The organism is Paralcaligenes ginsengisoli, assembly GCF_054781135.1.
On the sequence record NZ_BAAGUZ010000033.1, the window covers coordinates 234,535 to 250,130 of the forward strand.

Genomic DNA, 15,596 nt, shown 5'->3' on the forward strand with positions numbered 1-15,596 from the left:
GCAACTTATGAAGATCCATCCGTTTTTTGGCGCGACTTCCGCGTGGTGTGCCGTCGCGCTGATGGGTACGTCCGTGTTTGGCGCCTCCTCTGCCCTGGCGGCCGGGGCAACCGATATCCAGGTGTGGTACAGCCTGAATTCCCATAACAAACAAGTGTTCCAGAAGCTGGTTAAACAGTTCAACAGCGACCAGGGCGAGGTGCACGTTACGCTCAAGGCCTTCGACAGCCCCGACGAAATCGAATCGGCGTTGCCCGGCAGCGCAAAGGGCAAGGATGCGCCGAACCTGGTGCAATTGAGCGACAATCATGCGCCCGACGAAGTCGCCAAGCGCAGTTATATTTTGCCTTTGCATACCTTGCTGGCCAAGTATCCGATCAAGGATGCCAAATGGTTCCTGGCTCCCGAGCATGCTTTCATGCGCGATGCCAAGGGGCGCCTGCTGGCATTTCCGTATATGGTCGAGATTCCTGTCATGTACTACAACGTAGATGCCTTCAAGAAGGCGCACCTGGAGCCGGCGGTTCCCGCGCGCACCTGGATGGGCCTGCAGGATCAGCTCGTCAAGCTGGCCAATGGCGGCTCTCGCGACTGCCCCTATACGACCGACCAGCCGGTATCCATCAACCTGGAAAGTCTGGCGGCCGTGAACAATCAGTTGTACCTGACGGGCGACAATGGCATGCAGCCCAAGGTTACGCCAAGTTTTCCGCTCGACCTGATGTACATACGCCATTTGTCGACCATGATCAGCTGGGCCCGCACCGGGCTTTTGGTCAAACCCGAACTTGAAGCGAAGTCCACGCAGCGTTTCGCCAACCGCGAATGCGCCGTGCTGATGTCCAGCTCCAGCAATCTGGGCTGGTTCAACGACACCCGTTCGCTGAAATTCGGCGTGTCGGGATTGCCGTATTATCCGCAGGCCACTTCCACGCCTGGAGATCCTTTTGTGGGTGGTGCGGCCTTGTGGGCAATCGATAACCACACAAAAGATCAAAACAAGGCCACGTCGGCCTTCCTGGGGTGGCTGGCTCAGGCTAAAAACGCCGCGACCTGGTATCAGAATACCGGGTATTTGCCATTGACCGCGCAGGCGTTTGCCAGCACCGATAAAAGCTATTACCAGAACCTGGGCGACTGGCAGGAACTGGTGGCCGGGTATGCGCGTCGCCCGACGCCGACCGAACGGGGTTTCCATGTCACCAACTACCCCAAAATCAAAGCCATGTTTCGCCAGAAGCTGAATCGTGCCCTGGAGGGGCAGGATCCTGCCGTCAGCGCCTTGCGTTCGGCATCTGCTGAAGCGGGGGTAATCGTGCGCCAGCACTGATTGCCCGAGGTACCGCATGGGCCGGATTCGAAGCCCTATCTGAAAATCCTGCTGGTCTTATTTGGCCAGCAGGATTTTTTGTTCCTTCCCGGAGTAATTTAATGTCTTGATCCATAGGCAATTTTTCTGCGCCAGCTGGGTTTCTCCTGGCGATAAAAAGCTCTATTCGTACAATTCGGTCTGGCGAGAGTCGGGCTCGGCATCCAAGATTGCTACCCAAGCGACACGGGTAAATTTTATTTTGGTGCTGATATGGCTAGAACGATCGCAATATTGCTTGTTTTGTTTTTATCGGGCTGCACCGCCTTGCCCGATTGGGCATGGATTTCGGGTGGGCCGGCGCGTAATCCACAGGAAGACACCGGCAACTACAATTTTTCCTGGCGTTTGTCCGGCGATCGCGAGGTTGCGCCGGTACAGGTTTTCGACAATGGCCGGCAAACGTGGCTGCAGTTTGCCCCCGGCCAGGCTATTCCCGCCATTTTCGAGCGATCGCCCAATGGCGACAGGCTGCTTGATTACCGTCGCGACGGGCCGTACCTGGTTCTGCCCGGCGTATGGGCCAGCCTGGTGCTGCGCGGTGGACATTTAAAGAGCTTTATCGATCGGATTGCCGCCGAGCCGGCCGAATCCCGGGCGCCATTGCAGCCTTTGCCGCAGACGGAGCCTCAGCCCGTGGATTCGGTCTCGCTTGCCCAGCCGGGCGCTGTTCCCGATAAGTTGCCGCATGCCGGTGCGCAGCCCGCTGCGGTCGAGGGGCCGGCCCAGGCTCGGGTCCCGGATGCGGGTGCCAGGATTGCGCCGCCGCCCGCGCCCGAGGTGCTGCTTCCGGCGGCCTCGGTGCTTGATCTGGCCGACCATTATCACGTTAGTCCGCAAGACAGCAATCTTCGGGCGGCATTAGCTCGATGGGCCCGCAGCGCCGGCTGGACTTTCGAGCCGGAGCATTGGGTCGTCGACGCCGATATTCCCATTGTGGCTTCGGCCAGCTTCGAATCCGGCTTCAAGTCGGCGGTCCAGGAACTGGTCGCCACGACCGAACTCGCCGATCGGCCGCTGCAGCCCTGCTTTTATTCAAACAAAGTCTTGCGCATCGTGCCGTATGCGCAGCTGTGCGATCGCACCACCAACCTTTCGGAGTCCTCATGAGCAGCCTGGCGCGGTGCATCGCCATTATTGGCCTGTGTTGCCTGGCCTCGGCCTGTGCGCTGGGCGAAAAAATGCGTCAGATCGGCTTGTCGGTCGGAACCGCCGAGTCCGATCTGCAGGCTCGGCATCAGGCCTTTGGGCGGGCAATCAAAAGCCGCGAGGCGAGGCGCGCCGCACAAGACGTGGCCAGGCCCTGGCTGGCCGGGCGTTCGCAGCCGCTGGCTCGCGAAGTAAGCCTGCCTTTGGCCTTGCGTGCCAATGTCAATACCACTCTTATGTTTTCAGATGTTGCACTTGATTTGCCGGGCATTGCGCAGCGCATTACCGCCGTGACCACGATCCCTGTGCATGTCAGCCCCGAGGCCTTGCTGCCGCTTGAGCGTTTTGCGCCGCGCCTGGCCAATGCCGGCAATGCCATGGCTGCAAATCCCGCGCCGGCTCGCGTAGTTTTGTCCGGCGGGCCCGAGCCGCTGGCCAGAATTCTGGACCGGATCGCTGCAAGTCTTGGCGTAGCGTGGCGTTATGCGCATAGTCGAATCGAATTCTATCGAACTGAAACACGTGTGTTCAACGTTCGGGCCCTGACGCTGAATGCCCAGGCGGAAGCTTCGCTGGGCTTGAGCGGGGCCGGCAAGGCCGAGGGTTTCGCCAGCACTTCGAAAACCAGCCTTTCCAGCGGCAAGCTCGAACTTTTGGCGGTGGTGCGTTCCCGTATCGAACCTTTCCTGTCGCAAGCGGGGACGCTGGTTGCCGAACCCGGAGCCAGTTCGTCCGTGGTGGTTACCGATACGCCAGACGTGTTGCAGCAGATTGCCCGGTATCTGGACCAGGAAAATCGTTCACTCACGCGCCGCGTGCGATTGGTGTTCGAGGAAATTACCTTGATAACGCGCGACGCGGCGGAAGCCGGGCTCGACTGGAACCTGGTCTTTTCCAGTGCCAAGGTGGCGGCGGCAATGGCCATTCCCGGATCGAATCTTGTCGAGTCCGCAAGCCTGGGCCTGGGTTTGAATCAAGGCTCGTTCAAAGGTTCAGAGGCCGTGGTCAAGGCGCTGAGCCAGCTTGGCCAGGTGGTTCGCCGCAGCAGTGTGCCAGTCCTGACGCTTAATCGCCGTCCCGTTACGCACGCGGTCAGGACAACCTTTTCGTATATAGACAAGGTACAAACCACGGCTCTGGCGAGCGAAACCGGCATGGCTCTCCCATCGGTGTCGGTCAGCCAAAAGGACGAAACGGTCGGCTCCCTGCTCACGCTGGTCCCCGATGCTCAGGACGACGGCCAGATCCTGTTGTCCGTGGCTTATGACAATACCGTGGCGCAGCCGATCAAGTCGGTAACGTTCGGCGATAAAGCCAATCCCTTGCAATTGCAACAGATCACCATCGATGGCAATGGCACGGTGCAGCAGCTTGCCCTGTATCCCGGCCAGCCTCTGCTTGTATCCGGTTTCGACCGCCGTCAAGAGGAGTCCGAGGGGCGGAGGTTGAATCCAGGAATTCCAATGGCGTTTGGCGGCAGCGATCGCGCTTCGACCCAGCATTTGACCACTGTCCTGGTGATCACGGCTCAGGTCGAAGAGGGCTTCTGATGGGGGGGCCATGGATGACGTGTTGATTTTGCCTGGTGCCTCGGCCTCCCTGGTCTTTGGCCTGGACTGGCTGCCGCTGATCAATGGGCGGGCAAGCCGGGTCGCGTATCGCATAGCCAGGCGGCACGGTGCCACGCATCTGGTTTTTTCCGGGGAAACGGCGCCTGCCGTGGGGTTGGCCAGGCTTAAGCTGGATCGCACCCAACGCGGGCAAGTCCTGAATTCGGCCGCTCAAAGTGTCGCGCATTTGTTTGCCACCGGCACCATTGCCTTGCTGCTCGAACTCGGTCCGTCCCGGCACTGGCTGGTCGCGGTTCACGAAGGGGCCGTGGTGGCTCGCACTGATAGATTGTTTCGTTGCCGATCCGATGCCGAAAGCGTCCTGGAAGAACTGAAACAGGCGTATCCGCGCCTGGCGATGGTGGGCCTGCCTCCTTCCGTAGATTCCGTGGACTTGCCCTTGATCGAATCGTCCAGTGGGCGGCAAGCCCGGCTATTGCCTGTAAGCCATTGGCACCGGGCCTTGCCGCGGCCAATACAGTGGTTCGTCCTGATATTGCTTCTGGCATTGCTGCTGCCGCGGCTATGGAAGCTGATGTCGCCCGCAGCTCGAGCGCCGGCCGCGGCGCAACAGATGGATCCCGGCAAGGCCTGGGAGAGTGCCTTGGCCAGGGCCAGCCGCGAGATTGTCGTGCACGGCGTGCAGGGTACCCGTACGGCTTTGCACAGCCTGTATGACATGCCTGTCAGGATCGCGGGCTGGTATCTGGTGAACGCGGCGTGTATGCCCCATGCCCGCGGCTGGCGCTGCCAGGCCCGCTACGACAGGCGTGGTTCAGAGGCCAGCAATGAGCTCTTGCTTGCGAAAGCGCCGGCGTCATGGATTATCGAGTTCATCTCCATCGACCAGGCGCTGTCGGTGTGGCATATTGCATTGGCGGATTTGCCCCTGAGCCAGCATGCGCTCAAAAGCAGCGCCGGCAACGAGCGCTATCTGTTCAGCTCCTTGCAGGCCATACAGCCGGCCTTCACGCAAATCCAGCTTGGCAGGCCGCGGGCCATCAAGGTCGTGCCGCCGCGCGACGCCCAGGGCCGGATTCTTCCCCGGCCGGCTCATTTGCCGGCGTATTCCGTGCGCTCCGTACAAATCAGCGGGCCTTTGCGTTCCGGCAGCCTGCTACTGCCTTACACCGATTCCATGGCTTGGAAAAAAATATCTTTGACCGTGCACGACATTGGGCAGGCCGGCCTTAAAAGCAGCCGTCTGACAGTGTCTTTTCAAGGAGATCTGTATGAAACCGAGTCTGTACGTCCGTCCGTCGAAGAGCGCGAATTTTCTGCGGGCGACTTGCCTGAGGAAAGCCACGGCATGTCTCGTCCCGATGCTGCTGGCCCTGCTTGGCCCGGCGGGCGCGCAGGGCATTGACGAGTTGACGAGCGAGCAGATGTCGGTGCGCGAACTTATGCGCCTCGATACCGAACTGGCATTGAGCCAGGCAAAGGGTCGGCTCCGTGGCCAAGGCAAGCCAATGTCCGCGTCCGAATCCAGCGCGGCCCTGGCTCACGGCGGCGGACTCAAGCTGGTGGCCATTTACGGAGTAGGAAAAAAACTGCTGGCCGAGGTCCTGGTGGGATCTCAACCGCATATTTACATGCGCGGCCAGGCTTTGCCGGTCGGGGTCAAGGCCGGCACCGCGGCTTTCATGCTGCGCGGCATAACAGGTTCGTGCGTGCAGCTTGAGCGCCAGGAGGAATCGCATACATTGTGCCTGCATCCTTCGCTTTGGGCGGGGAGGTAAAGCCATGTTGAGTTCATTGCGCCGGTTTGCCGCGCCCGCACCCAGATTGCCGCTATCGGCGGCGCGTTTCGACGTGTCCCGTGCCGTGTTGATTTCCGGTCCGGATGAGCTGGCTGCCTTGCAGCCCGCATGGTCCAGATCCTTAAGCGCTGATTTCGAGGTCGAGTCTCTGGCCGGCCGATTGTGTCCCGTGCTACTGGCCGATCAGAGCGTGGCGATTTTTGCCCTGGCCGAGCATGCGGGCAGCGACCAGGCCGATGAGCTGGCCAGGCGGGTAGCCGAAAGCGGTTATCGCCTGGCGTTGCCGCAACGCTATATATTGGCCGCTCCCTTGCTGCTGGCAATTGCCCGCAATCAGATGCCGGTTCAGCCCGGCGCGTGTGGGGGCGATCTTGCCTCGGCCCAGGCCAGAACCGCGTTGGCGGGCGCTTTTCAGGACATCATTGAATGGGGCGTACGGCACGGCGCGAGCGACGTGCATCTGAATGTGCGCATGAACGAGTCGGAATCCGAAATCAAATATACATTGGCGGGACGCTATGTAGCTCCTGAACGGTTTCGCCGCATGCCTACGCGTACCCTGGTCGACATGTTGTCTGTTGCCTGGATGGACATACACGGCGGCAATGGCGCGGTTTTCGATCCCTTGATCGAGCAGCAGGGAAAACTGAGCAGGCAGGTGGACGGCAGAACGGTTTTGCTGCGCTGGGCGTCGCTGGCTGCCGATCAAGGGCCCAGTGTGTGCCTGCGCCTGCTCAAGCGCGAAGCGGCGATCGGCCAGAGCCTGGACCAGCTTGGCTATTTGCCTCATCAAGTCAACGCCATCGAGCGTGTCATGGTGTCGGAAGGGGGCGCCATTGTTTTTGCCGGCACGGTAGGCTCGGGCAAATCCACGACCCTGGCGTCGCTGATGGCGGGCATTCCCGAGCATCGAAAAATCATTACCGTCGAGGATCCGGTCGAGTATCTGATTCCTCGCGCCATACAAAATACAGTCGTGCGCGATCTCGATACAACAGATCATGATGCCTACGCGGCCAAGCTCAGAACGCTTAAACGGTCGGCCATGAATGATGTCCTGCTGGGTGAAATTCGCGATCGGGAATCGGGGAGGGCGTTTATGGATCTGGCCGGCTCGGGCGTGAGTGTGTACACCACGACGCATGCTCCGTCGGCAATGCTTGTGGGCGAACGGCTGGCTTCAGACTTTATCGGCGTGTCGCGCGATTTTCTGTCTTGTCCGGGCGTGCTCAAACTGCTGGTTTATCAGGTGCTGCTGCCCAGGCTATGCCCGTTTTGCGCTTTGCCGGCCGCGCGCCTGCTGGCGGGCGGCGAGGGCCTCGATGGCCGGCATCGCGAAGGTGCCGCCTGGCGTACGTGGCTCGATCGTTTGCGGCGTTTGTGCGTCTGCGATCCCGATTCCCTGAAAATCCGCAACCTGCAGGGTTGCCGGCATTGCCAGAATCCGCAGGCGCCCGCATTGAACGGTTATGCCGGACGAACCGTGGCGGCCGAATATATCGAGCCGTCTTTGCATCCCGAGTTTCTCGAAGCTATTCAGCGAGCCGATTCTTCGAAGTACGGCGAATTCCGCTACACCGCCCAGCCACAGGCCGGATCCAGTGCAATGGAAGCGGGGACCGCCATGGAGTGCGCTATGCACAAAGCGCTGCGTGGGGAAATCGATCCGCGGGAAATTGAACTGCGGTTTCAGTCCTTCGAAACCTATGAGCGTCTGCTGCGCGTGCGCGGCGATCGTGGCTTGCGAGTCGTGGCATGAGCCTTGCACAGCTCGCCGACCCGCTGTTGCAGGGCCTGGAACTTCTTGCCTCGCGTGTGGACCGTTGGCGTTTTCGTTCCGGGCGCGCCGATTATTACGAGTATCTTGCCGCACTTATGGAAGGGATGCAGGGTCGGCGCACTTTGCGCGAAATCTTCGAGCATGACGCCTGGCGGTATGGAGAGGCGTCGGTGCGCGGCCGCCTGTCGGGCCGCTGGGCGCAAGCCTACCAGGCTACCGGCGGCGATCTGTACGTGACCTGGCTCGAGTGTTTTCCAACGGCTGAGCTGGGTCTGATCAGGGCGGCCCAGGCGCACGGCAACGCTCCCCTGATACGCACGCTGCATGATCTTGGCGATGCGGTGCGGTTAATGCAGCTTGCCAGGGATATCCTTTATTCGACGCTCTGGTCGGCTATGGTTGCGCTGTTTGTGCTGGCATCCCTGTTATTGGCTGTGCCCTTGTTCACTGTGCCTCATTTGCGTCGCACCTTCGATGCGGTACCGGCCGAATATTACGGGGTACTGACGCGGCATCTGTTCTCATTGTCTTCCTGGATACAGGGGCATTGGCTGTTCGTCGCGGTCTTCCTGGCGGGGGGAGGGCTATTGCTGTTGTGGTCCCTGCCTAATTTTTCCGGCCGCGTGCGCAATTTCCTGGACCGCTATTCCTTGTGGCGCATATACCGCTATGTCAACGCGGTCCGCTTCATGGCGGTGCTGACTATTGTGCTGACGCGGCAGGGAGCCGGTTCGACTCAGTTGCGAGCCGCGGTGGCCATGCAGAAAGCCGGGGCTTCGGCCTGGAGCGTGTGGCACCTCGATGCCATGCTGGCACGCATCGACGTCGGCCTGGTCGGCGCCGATACCTTTGACACGGGGCTGTTTGATCCTGAATTGTTCTGGTTTCTGAGCGACATGGCGATGGCGCGCGGGCTGGACACGGGCCTGGTTCTGGCCCGCCAGCGATTGAAGGCGCAGGTGCTTACGACGGTGTCGCGCCAGGCTCTCGCAATGCGCTGGTGTTTGTTGCTGCTGTGCGTGGCGGGCTTGCTGGGTTTGGGCTTGTGGCATTACGCGGTGATCGACGAACTGCGTCGGGCATTGATGTTTTTTTACGCAAGCCAATAGTGGCAAGCGGGTCATCGAGGAGTTGTCATGTCTGTTATTACCACCGCGGTTCAGCCGCGCTGCCTGCCTCTGCGGCACGGCCTGCATCGTCAACAAGGATTTTCCCTGATCGAAGTATCGATCGTGACGGCCATCGTATTGCTGCTGGCGATTATCGGGATTCCGGCCATAGGCAGTTATGTCGTCGAAAACAAGGTACCCAAGGTAGGTGAAGAACTGGTGCGCTTCATTCTGCAGACCAAGGTCAATGTACCCAATGGTTCGTCTGCTCCTTATGCCGAAATCGACACTCCCAATTTTGCGAATCTGGTACGTGAATCCAGCATTTTCTCGGTATCGGGAGCCGACGCAACGATCAAGGTGCTGCACGGGCTGGGTACCGACGGCGAAGTGACCGTCGGTCCGGCCGCGGCCGGCGCCGCCTTTGCGATCACCCTGTCCCGGGTGAATAATGCCGCGTGCCCCGCGATTGCGTCGGTCATGCAGCGGGTTTCCGACAGCATTACCGTGGCTCCCGATGGGCAATCGGCGGCTACGGTAAAAGACGATGCGACCGCCTACAGCGCCTTGACGGCGGAGTCCAAGTGCGCCAGGGGTGATGTCAATACTTTTGTCTTCACCGCCAGCTAGGAGGCCCCCATGCATCGGCAGCAAGGATATGCCCTGCTGGAATTGACGCTGGCGGTGCTGATCGCGACCTTGCTGGCGGTATGGGGCGCAGGCACCCTGGCCAACAGGATCAACGACGGGGCGGCTCAGTCTTCGGCTGCCTGGATGGCCATGGTGAAAAATGCGGTGCAAGCGTATATCGAACGCTACGATCAAACCTTGCTCAAGGCATCGGGCACAACAGAGCTGGCGCATAAAGGGTATGCCAATTGGTCCGCACCCAGCGTGGCCGAGCTCAAGGCCGATGGTCTTTTGTCGGCGGGCTTTCCCGAGCGCGGCACCGGAGGCCTGTCGGCCGCCGTCGTGCTGATGCGCAGCGGTTCATGCGGGGCCGGCGCCTGCCGGCTCGAAGCCCTGGTGCACAGTACCCGGGCCATGGTACGCCGCGGCCATGTCGACGAGCAGATGATCGCGCAATGGTTGCTCGCGGCGCAGGGCTGGGGAGGCGTTGTGTCGCGCCTGCGTCCCGATCATGTCGGTGGTGCAGCCTTCGGTTATTCCAATCCACCTGTAATGGGCATGGATGCCTTGCCCGTCGGCACTTTGGCCATGGCGGTCACGGCGGGACAGTTGGCGCATCTGGATTATTTGCGGGTGCACGATGAGCGTGACCCGGATTTTCGCGGGCCGGCAAGCGTTGCGGGCGATCTCAAGACCGGGGGGTCTTTGTCAATAAAGAACTACCTGACTATTGGCGCTGAAGAGGCGGCGTTTACCCCTTGCAGCCAGAATGGGGCGGTAGCACGCCAGTCTTTTGGCGGTTTGCTGATCTGTCGCGGCTATTCCTGGCGGCAGGCTGGCGGTGGGGGCGGCGGCGGATTTTCGGTCAATACGCTGTATGGCTGCAGGACCGGCAGCGGGAGTTCTTCGGCGAATCCGGCGACCGGCGCCTGCAGTTGTCCTCCTGGTTTTGCAATGACCACCATTTCCGATAGCGGCAGCCACCCGCCGCCCGAGGGGCGGACCGTGGGTTACCTATGCGTCGAATAGCCGTGATTGGCGCAGGGTTCAGTCTTGGCCGCCTGTTGCGATTGGACATGGTTTAGTGTTTTTTTAGCAACAGCCTCTATAATCGACCGTTACCCATTAAATTAGCGCTTTTCTGCAATGAAGACCTCCGAAATCCGTCAAAAATTCTTATCGTTTTTTGAGTCCAAAGGCCATCACATCGTGGCGTCGTCCTCGCTTGTGCCGGGTAACGATCCAACTTTGCTGTTTACCAATGCCGGCATGGTGCAGTTCAAGGATGTATTCACCGGCAAGGAAACCCGGCCCTACACGCGAGCCGCCAGCTCGCAGCGTTGCGTACGGGCGGGAGGCAAGCATAACGATCTGGAAAATGTCGGCTATACGGCCAGGCATCACACGTTCTTCGAAATGCTGGGAAACTTCAGCTTCGGCGATTATTTCAAGCGCGAGGCCATACATAACGCCTGGGAACTATTGACCGCGGTCTACAGGCTGCCGGCCGAAAAGCTGTGGGTGACGGTGTATCAGGAAGATGACGAGGCCTATGACATCTGGGCCAAGGAAATCGGCGTGCCGGTCGAACGTATTGTGCGCATCGGCGACAATAAGGGCGCGCGGTATGCCTCCGATAATTTCTGGCAAATGGCCGACACGGGTCCGTGCGGCCCTTGTTCCGAGATTTTCTACGACCATGGCCCCGAAATCTGGGGTGGGCCACCGGGGTCCGCCGAGGAAGACGGAGACCGCTACATCGAAATCTGGAATCTGGTGTTCATGCAGTTCGAGCGTGATGCCGCCGGCAATATGCCGCGCCTGCCCAAGCCCTGTGTCGATACAGGCATGGGCCTGGAACGCATCGCCGCGGTCTTGCAGCATGTTCATTCCAATTATGAAATTGATCTGTTTCAGGCGCTGATCAAGGCTGCGGCACGCGAAACAAGGGTCGCCGATCTGGCCAATAATTCCCTCAAGGTTATTGCCGATCACATACGCGCCTGCAGCTTCCTGATTGTCGATGGCGTCATCCCCAGCAATGAAGGGCGTGGTTACGTCCTGCGGCGAATTGTGCGCCGCGCCTTGCGTCATGGCTACAAGCTGGGCCAGTCGCAACCTTTCTTTTTTCGGCTGGTGGCCGACCTGGTAGCTCAAATGGGCGAGGCCTATCCCGAGCTGGCCAGGAATCAGGCACGGGTGGAACAAGTGCTCAAGCAGGAAGAAGAGCGTTTTAGCGAAACGCTTGAGCACGGCATGAAGATTCTGGATACGGCGCTTGCCGATATTCCCGAAAACGGCGTGCTCGACGGGCAAACCTTGTTTACGCTTTACGATACTTATGGTTTCCCGGTCGATCTGACCGCCGATATCTGCCGCGAACGCAATGTTGACGTCGATCTCGACGGCTTCGAGCAGTCCATGGCGCGCCAGCGCGAGCAAGCCCGTGCCGCCGGCAAGTTCAAGGCCGTTGAAGGCCTGAGCTATCACGGGGTACAAACGCGTTTCGATGGCTATGAGCATTTGCAGGGCCAGGGCCTGGTTACAGCCCTGTATGTCGGGGGCACGTCGGTCGATTCGGTATCCCAGGGCCAGGAAGCCATTGTGGTACTCGATGCCACGCCCTTTTATGCGGAATCCGGCGGGCAGGTTGGCGATACGGGCACCTTGAGCACCGGTTCCGCCAGTTTCCAGGTGTCCGATACGCAAAAAATTCAGAATGGCGTGTTTGGCCACCATGGGTCCGTGCTGAATGGCTCCCTGGCGGTGGGCGACCGGGTCGACGCGAAAGTCGATGCGCAGCGCCGCGCCCGTACCGTACGCAATCACTCGGCCACCCACCTGATGCACAAGGCTTTGCGGCAGGTGTTGGGCAGCCATGTGCAGCAACGCGGTTCGCTGGTCGACGCGGAAAAAACGCGTTTCGATTTCGCGCACGATGCGCCCATGTCCAGCGAACAAATTGTTCAGGTCGAGCAAATCGTCAATGCCGAGATCCTCGCCAATCAGCCGGTCAACGCGCAAGTCATGGCCTACGACGAGGCGGTGAAGGGCGGCGCCATGGCTTTGTTCGGCGAAAAATACGGCGACACAGTGCGTGTGCTGGATATCGGTTTCTCGCGTGAATTATGCGGCGGCACTCATGTGGGCAGCACAGGCGATATAGGCCTGTTCAAAATTCTCTCCGAAGGGGGAGTGGCTGCCGGCGTACGCCGCATTGAAGCCATTACCGGCGATAACGCGCTGCGCTGGGTGCAGCAAACCAATGCCACTCTGTTGCGGGCGGCGGGTTTGCTCAAATCCCAGCCGGCCGAACTCGTCGAGCGCATTGGCCTGTTGCAGAATCAGCTTAAAGCGGCCGAGCACGATCTCGATCAGGCCAAGAGCAAGCTGGCCTCGCAGGCCGGCCTCGATCTGGTCAGCAAGGCTGTGGCCCTGACGGGCGATTCCAAGCTGTTGGTGGCGCAAATGAATGGCACCGATCCCAAGGTGTTGCGCGGCATTGTCGACGAGCTCAAGGGCCGTATCAAATCGGGCATTGTGTTGTTGTCGGCCGAAGCCGAAGGAAAAATCAGCCTGGTTGCCGGCGTGACGTCGGACCTTCTGTCCAAGGTCAAGGCCGGCGAGCTGGTCGGCGCTGTGGCGGCCCAGGTGGGCGGCAAAGGCGGTGGGCGTCCCGATATGGCCATGGGCGGAGGCACCGATCTGGCTGCGCTGCCCGGAGCGATGTCCAGCGTTGAAGCATGGGTGCGCACTCGTCTGGAAGCCTAGGTTTTACCTGGAAGGTTATTCTGTCATCATGAACGAAACAGCAGCTTTGCCTGATCCCGATATCGAAGTGGATGCCTCGGGCCTGAAATGTCCATTGCCTATTTTGCGCGCCAAAAAAGCGCTGGCACAGTTGCAGAGCGGCCAGGTGCTCAAGGTCATTACTACCGATCCGCACGCAATCCGGGATTTCCAGGCCTTTGCCAAGCAAACCGGCAACACCTTGTTGACGCAGGTCGAGTCCGCGGCGGGCGCCACCCATTTCCTGGCCCGCCGCTGACTCCGAATTTCCGGATTCATCGTTGATTGCCACTTTTCCCCGTCGGTAGATGCCCTACTGGAAGTCACTAGGCGGTAGCGCAGGGAGGGGCCTGGTGTCCGCCCCTACAGGCATGCCGGCGCATCGGGTGTTGTGTTTTGATGCGGTATTTAATGTTTTCCGGCAAATCGGTTTGCTCACAAGCCTGTAAAAGTGCTAGAATCTTTCGTTTTTCACAGTATTTTCAAAGGATTACCAATGGTTGTGATTCGTCTAGCCCGTGGCGGCTCGAAGAAGCGTCCGTTTTACAACGTTGTAGCAACCGATTCGCGTAACCGTCGCGATGGTCGTTTTATTGAACGCGTGGGGTTTTACAACCCTGTTGCCAATGAAGGTCAGGAAAACCTGCGCCTGGCTTTGGATCGGGTTCAGTATTGGGCCGACAATGGTGCGCAGATTTCGCTTGCCGTCGAGCGTCTGGTAAAAGAATTCTCCGCCAAAGCCGCTGCCTGAGCATTTTGTTCAGCGTACGGCTATTGAGCAGCAATAATGCCTGATACCCAAGGCGCCGGGATACCCGATGGTCTTGTAGAGTTGGGGCGTGTCGTATCCGCATATGGGGTCAAGGGCTGGGTCAAGATCCAGCCGCACTCGGCCCAGGCGGATGTCCTGCTCAAGGTCAAAGACTGGTGGTTGAGAGCGCCCGTTCCCGTGTTGGGAAATACGGGCACTTTGCCCTTGCCGCGAGCCGTCAAGGTATCGGCCTGCCGCCCTCAAGGCGCCACGATCGTGGCCCAACTGGATCTGGCGCCCGATCGGGACAGCGCCGAAGCGCTCAAGGGCTATACAGCCTGGGTGCCGCGCAGCGCGTTTCCACCTGCCGCAGACGACGAATACTATTGGATCGACCTGATCGGCTGCCGTCTGTTCGGCGACCAGGATGGCCGACCGGTATTGATAGGCGAGGTGGTCGAGGTCGTCGACAATGGCGCACACGCGATTTTGCGTGTGGCAGGCGCCACTCTGGACGAGCAAAACCAACTGGTTCCCGTATTGAATGCCAAGGGCCTTCCCCATGAAGTGCTGGTGCCATTTGTCAATGCGCATATTCATGTGGTCGATGTAGCCGGAAAACGTATCGAAAGCGATTGGCCGGTCGAATTCTAGTTCGAGGCACTGCTATGCGCTTTGACGTTGTTTCTCTGTTTCCGGAAATGTTTGGTGTGGTCCGCGATCAAGGCATCACGGGGCGCGCGCATAAGCAGGGGCTCTGGTCCCTGAATGTGTGGAATCCGCGCGACTATACCCACGACGTTCACCGTACTGTGGACGATCGCCCTTATGGCGGCGGCCCGGGCATGGTGATGATGGCCGACCCCCTGGAACAGGCGGTGCACGCCGCCCAGGAGCAGCGCAGCGAAGCCGCTTCGCCTGGCGATCCGGCGTCAAATGTTCCCGCCGCGGTAATTTTGATGAGCCCGACCGGCAAGCGTTTCGATCAATCGATGGCCGAGCGTTTGCGGGATACAGGCGGAGCCATCCTTATTTGCGGACGCTACGAAGGCGTGGACCAGCGATTCATAGACCGTTGCGTGACCGAGGAAATATCCATCGGCGACTTTGTGCTGTCGGGCGGCGAAATCCCAGCTCTTGCCATCATGGACGCCGCCGTGCGCCTGCTGCCGGGCGCACTGAACGACGCCGATTCGGCATTGCAGGATTCATTCAATACCGTCCTGACCGGGCTGCTCGACAGCCCTCATTACACGCGACCGGAGCAATACGGCGAGCAGCCCGTGCCGGCGGTATTGCTGTCGGGGCATCATGCCAACATTGCCGTGTGGCGCCGCCAGCAGTCTTTGCGGTTGACGCTGGCCCGGCGCCCCGACTTGATAGCCCACGCGCGCGAGCAAGGCCTGCTTTCGGGGGCCGACGAAAAATTCCTGGCCCAAATCGCTGACAGGCCCACCCTCACGTAGATAAAGCCTCTTTCATGCAAAAAAGGCAGGTCCTTAAGCATGCAAAAAACGCAGGCCTGCGATCATCCGAAAAACGTAGGCCTGGATCATCCAAAGAACTTAACTGCGAGCGGGGGTGGCGGCCCAGGCGGGGTGAGCGAGCTTGAGTCCGCCGCGGCCGCAGCCTGGATCGGGATGCAAGGG

14 protein-coding genes are annotated in these 15,596 nt (G+C 59.9%); all 14 read left to right on the forward strand.

Annotated features, from left to right (window positions below; genetic code table 11):
- The first annotated feature begins 7 nt into the window (after positions 1-7).
- The 14 genes from ACYVIS_RS17310 (at position 8) to trmD (ending at position 15,413) form a co-directional block, all read left to right on the forward strand.
- On the forward strand, positions 8-1,330 hold the full coding sequence (locus ACYVIS_RS17310) for an extracellular solute-binding protein (RefSeq protein WP_460874571.1): 1,323 nt from the start codon (positions 8-10) through the stop codon (positions 1,328-1,330).
- 252 nt (positions 1,331-1,582) lie between these two features.
- Positions 1,583-2,479: a TrbG/VirB9 family P-type conjugative transfer protein gene (locus ACYVIS_RS17315; protein ID WP_460874572.1), complete on the forward strand. Its 897-nt coding sequence runs from the start codon at positions 1,583-1,585 to the stop codon at positions 2,477-2,479.
- The gene (locus ACYVIS_RS17320; protein WP_232743476.1) at positions 2,476-4,068 is read left to right on the forward strand and encodes a hypothetical protein; all 1,593 of its coding nucleotides are present in this window, start codon (positions 2,476-2,478) and stop codon (positions 4,066-4,068) included. Before ACYVIS_RS17315 ends, ACYVIS_RS17320 begins: the two co-directional genes overlap by 4 nt.
- A 10-nt stretch (positions 4,069-4,078) precedes the next feature.
- Complete coding sequence (locus ACYVIS_RS17325) at positions 4,079-5,494, forward strand: hypothetical protein (protein WP_460874573.1); 1,416 nt, start codon at positions 4,079-4,081, stop codon at positions 5,492-5,494.
- Positions 5,451-5,867 carry a hypothetical protein gene (locus tag ACYVIS_RS17330; protein ID WP_232743474.1) on the forward strand — a complete coding sequence of 139 codons (417 nt, stop codon included), beginning with the start codon at positions 5,451-5,453 and terminating at the stop codon, positions 5,865-5,867. The genes ACYVIS_RS17325 and ACYVIS_RS17330 overlap by 44 nt, the downstream gene beginning before the upstream one ends.
- 4 nt (positions 5,868-5,871) lie before the next feature.
- Complete coding sequence (locus ACYVIS_RS17335) at positions 5,872-7,647, forward strand: GspE/PulE family protein (RefSeq protein WP_460874575.1); 1,776 nt, start codon at positions 5,872-5,874, stop codon at positions 7,645-7,647.
- A complete protein-coding gene (locus tag ACYVIS_RS17340; RefSeq protein WP_232743472.1) occupies positions 7,644-8,777 on the forward strand; it encodes a general secretion pathway protein in 1,134 nt (377 codons plus the stop codon). The genes ACYVIS_RS17335 and ACYVIS_RS17340 overlap by 4 nt, the downstream gene beginning before the upstream one ends.
- Before the next feature lie 27 nt (positions 8,778-8,804).
- Complete coding sequence (locus tag ACYVIS_RS17345; RefSeq protein ID WP_460874576.1) at positions 8,805-9,407, forward strand: type 4 pilus major pilin; 603 nt, start codon at positions 8,805-8,807, stop codon at positions 9,405-9,407.
- Positions 9,408-9,416: 9 nt separating this feature from the next.
- Positions 9,417-10,436 (forward strand): type II secretion system protein, encoded by a 1,020-nt coding sequence (locus ACYVIS_RS17350; RefSeq protein ID WP_232743470.1) that lies wholly within the window; start codon positions 9,417-9,419, stop codon positions 10,434-10,436.
- A 117-nt stretch (positions 10,437-10,553) separates the two neighbouring features.
- A complete protein-coding gene (gene alaS, locus ACYVIS_RS17355; protein ID WP_232743469.1) occupies positions 10,554-13,178 on the forward strand; it encodes an alanine--tRNA ligase in 2,625 nt (874 codons plus the stop codon).
- Between the two features lie 28 nt (positions 13,179-13,206).
- Positions 13,207-13,455, forward strand: a complete 249-nt coding sequence (locus tag ACYVIS_RS17360) for a sulfurtransferase TusA family protein (protein ID WP_232743468.1) — start codon at positions 13,207-13,209, stop codon at positions 13,453-13,455.
- A gap of 237 nt (positions 13,456-13,692) precedes the next feature.
- Entirely contained in the window at positions 13,693-13,947 is a 255-nt protein-coding gene (rpsP, locus tag ACYVIS_RS17365) for a 30S ribosomal protein S16 (RefSeq protein WP_232743467.1), read from the forward strand.
- 36 nt (positions 13,948-13,983) lie between these two features.
- Entirely contained in the window at positions 13,984-14,601 is a 618-nt protein-coding gene (gene rimM, locus ACYVIS_RS17370) for a ribosome maturation factor RimM (RefSeq protein WP_460874577.1), read from the forward strand.
- 14 nt (positions 14,602-14,615) lie between these two features.
- Complete coding sequence (gene trmD / locus ACYVIS_RS17375) at positions 14,616-15,413, forward strand: tRNA (guanosine(37)-N1)-methyltransferase TrmD (RefSeq protein ID WP_232743465.1); 798 nt, start codon at positions 14,616-14,618, stop codon at positions 15,411-15,413.
- Positions 15,414-15,596: the final 183 nt, after the last annotated feature.

What these genes read in the sequence shown, in the direction of transcription:
- ACYVIS_RS17310 (WP_460874571.1), top strand. Translation starts at nt 8, where the DNA reads ATGAAGATCCATCCGTTTTTTGGCGCGACTTCCGCGTGGTGTGCCGTC.
- ACYVIS_RS17315 (WP_460874572.1), top strand. Translation starts at nt 1,583, where the DNA reads ATGGCTAGAACGATCGCAATATTGCTTGTTTTGTTTTTATCGGGCTGC.
- ACYVIS_RS17320 (WP_232743476.1), top strand. Translation starts at nt 2,476, where the DNA reads ATGAGCAGCCTGGCGCGGTGCATCGCCATTATTGGCCTGTGTTGCCTG.
- ACYVIS_RS17325 (WP_460874573.1), top strand. Translation starts at nt 4,079, where the DNA reads ATGGATGACGTGTTGATTTTGCCTGGTGCCTCGGCCTCCCTGGTCTTT.
- ACYVIS_RS17330 (WP_232743474.1), top strand. Translation starts at nt 5,451, where the DNA reads ATGCTGCTGGCCCTGCTTGGCCCGGCGGGCGCGCAGGGCATTGACGAG.
- ACYVIS_RS17335 (WP_460874575.1), top strand. Translation starts at nt 5,872, where the DNA reads ATGTTGAGTTCATTGCGCCGGTTTGCCGCGCCCGCACCCAGATTGCCG.
- ACYVIS_RS17340 (WP_232743472.1), top strand. Translation starts at nt 7,644, where the DNA reads ATGAGCCTTGCACAGCTCGCCGACCCGCTGTTGCAGGGCCTGGAACTT.
- ACYVIS_RS17345 (WP_460874576.1), top strand. Translation starts at nt 8,805, where the DNA reads ATGTCTGTTATTACCACCGCGGTTCAGCCGCGCTGCCTGCCTCTGCGG.
- ACYVIS_RS17350 (WP_232743470.1), top strand. Translation starts at nt 9,417, where the DNA reads ATGCATCGGCAGCAAGGATATGCCCTGCTGGAATTGACGCTGGCGGTG.
- alaS (WP_232743469.1), top strand. Translation starts at nt 10,554, where the DNA reads ATGAAGACCTCCGAAATCCGTCAAAAATTCTTATCGTTTTTTGAGTCC.
- ACYVIS_RS17360 (WP_232743468.1), top strand. Translation starts at nt 13,207, where the DNA reads ATGAACGAAACAGCAGCTTTGCCTGATCCCGATATCGAAGTGGATGCC.
- rpsP (WP_232743467.1), top strand. Translation starts at nt 13,693, where the DNA reads ATGGTTGTGATTCGTCTAGCCCGTGGCGGCTCGAAGAAGCGTCCGTTT.
- rimM (WP_460874577.1), top strand. Translation starts at nt 13,984, where the DNA reads ATGCCTGATACCCAAGGCGCCGGGATACCCGATGGTCTTGTAGAGTTG.
- trmD (WP_232743465.1), top strand. Translation starts at nt 14,616, where the DNA reads ATGCGCTTTGACGTTGTTTCTCTGTTTCCGGAAATGTTTGGTGTGGTC.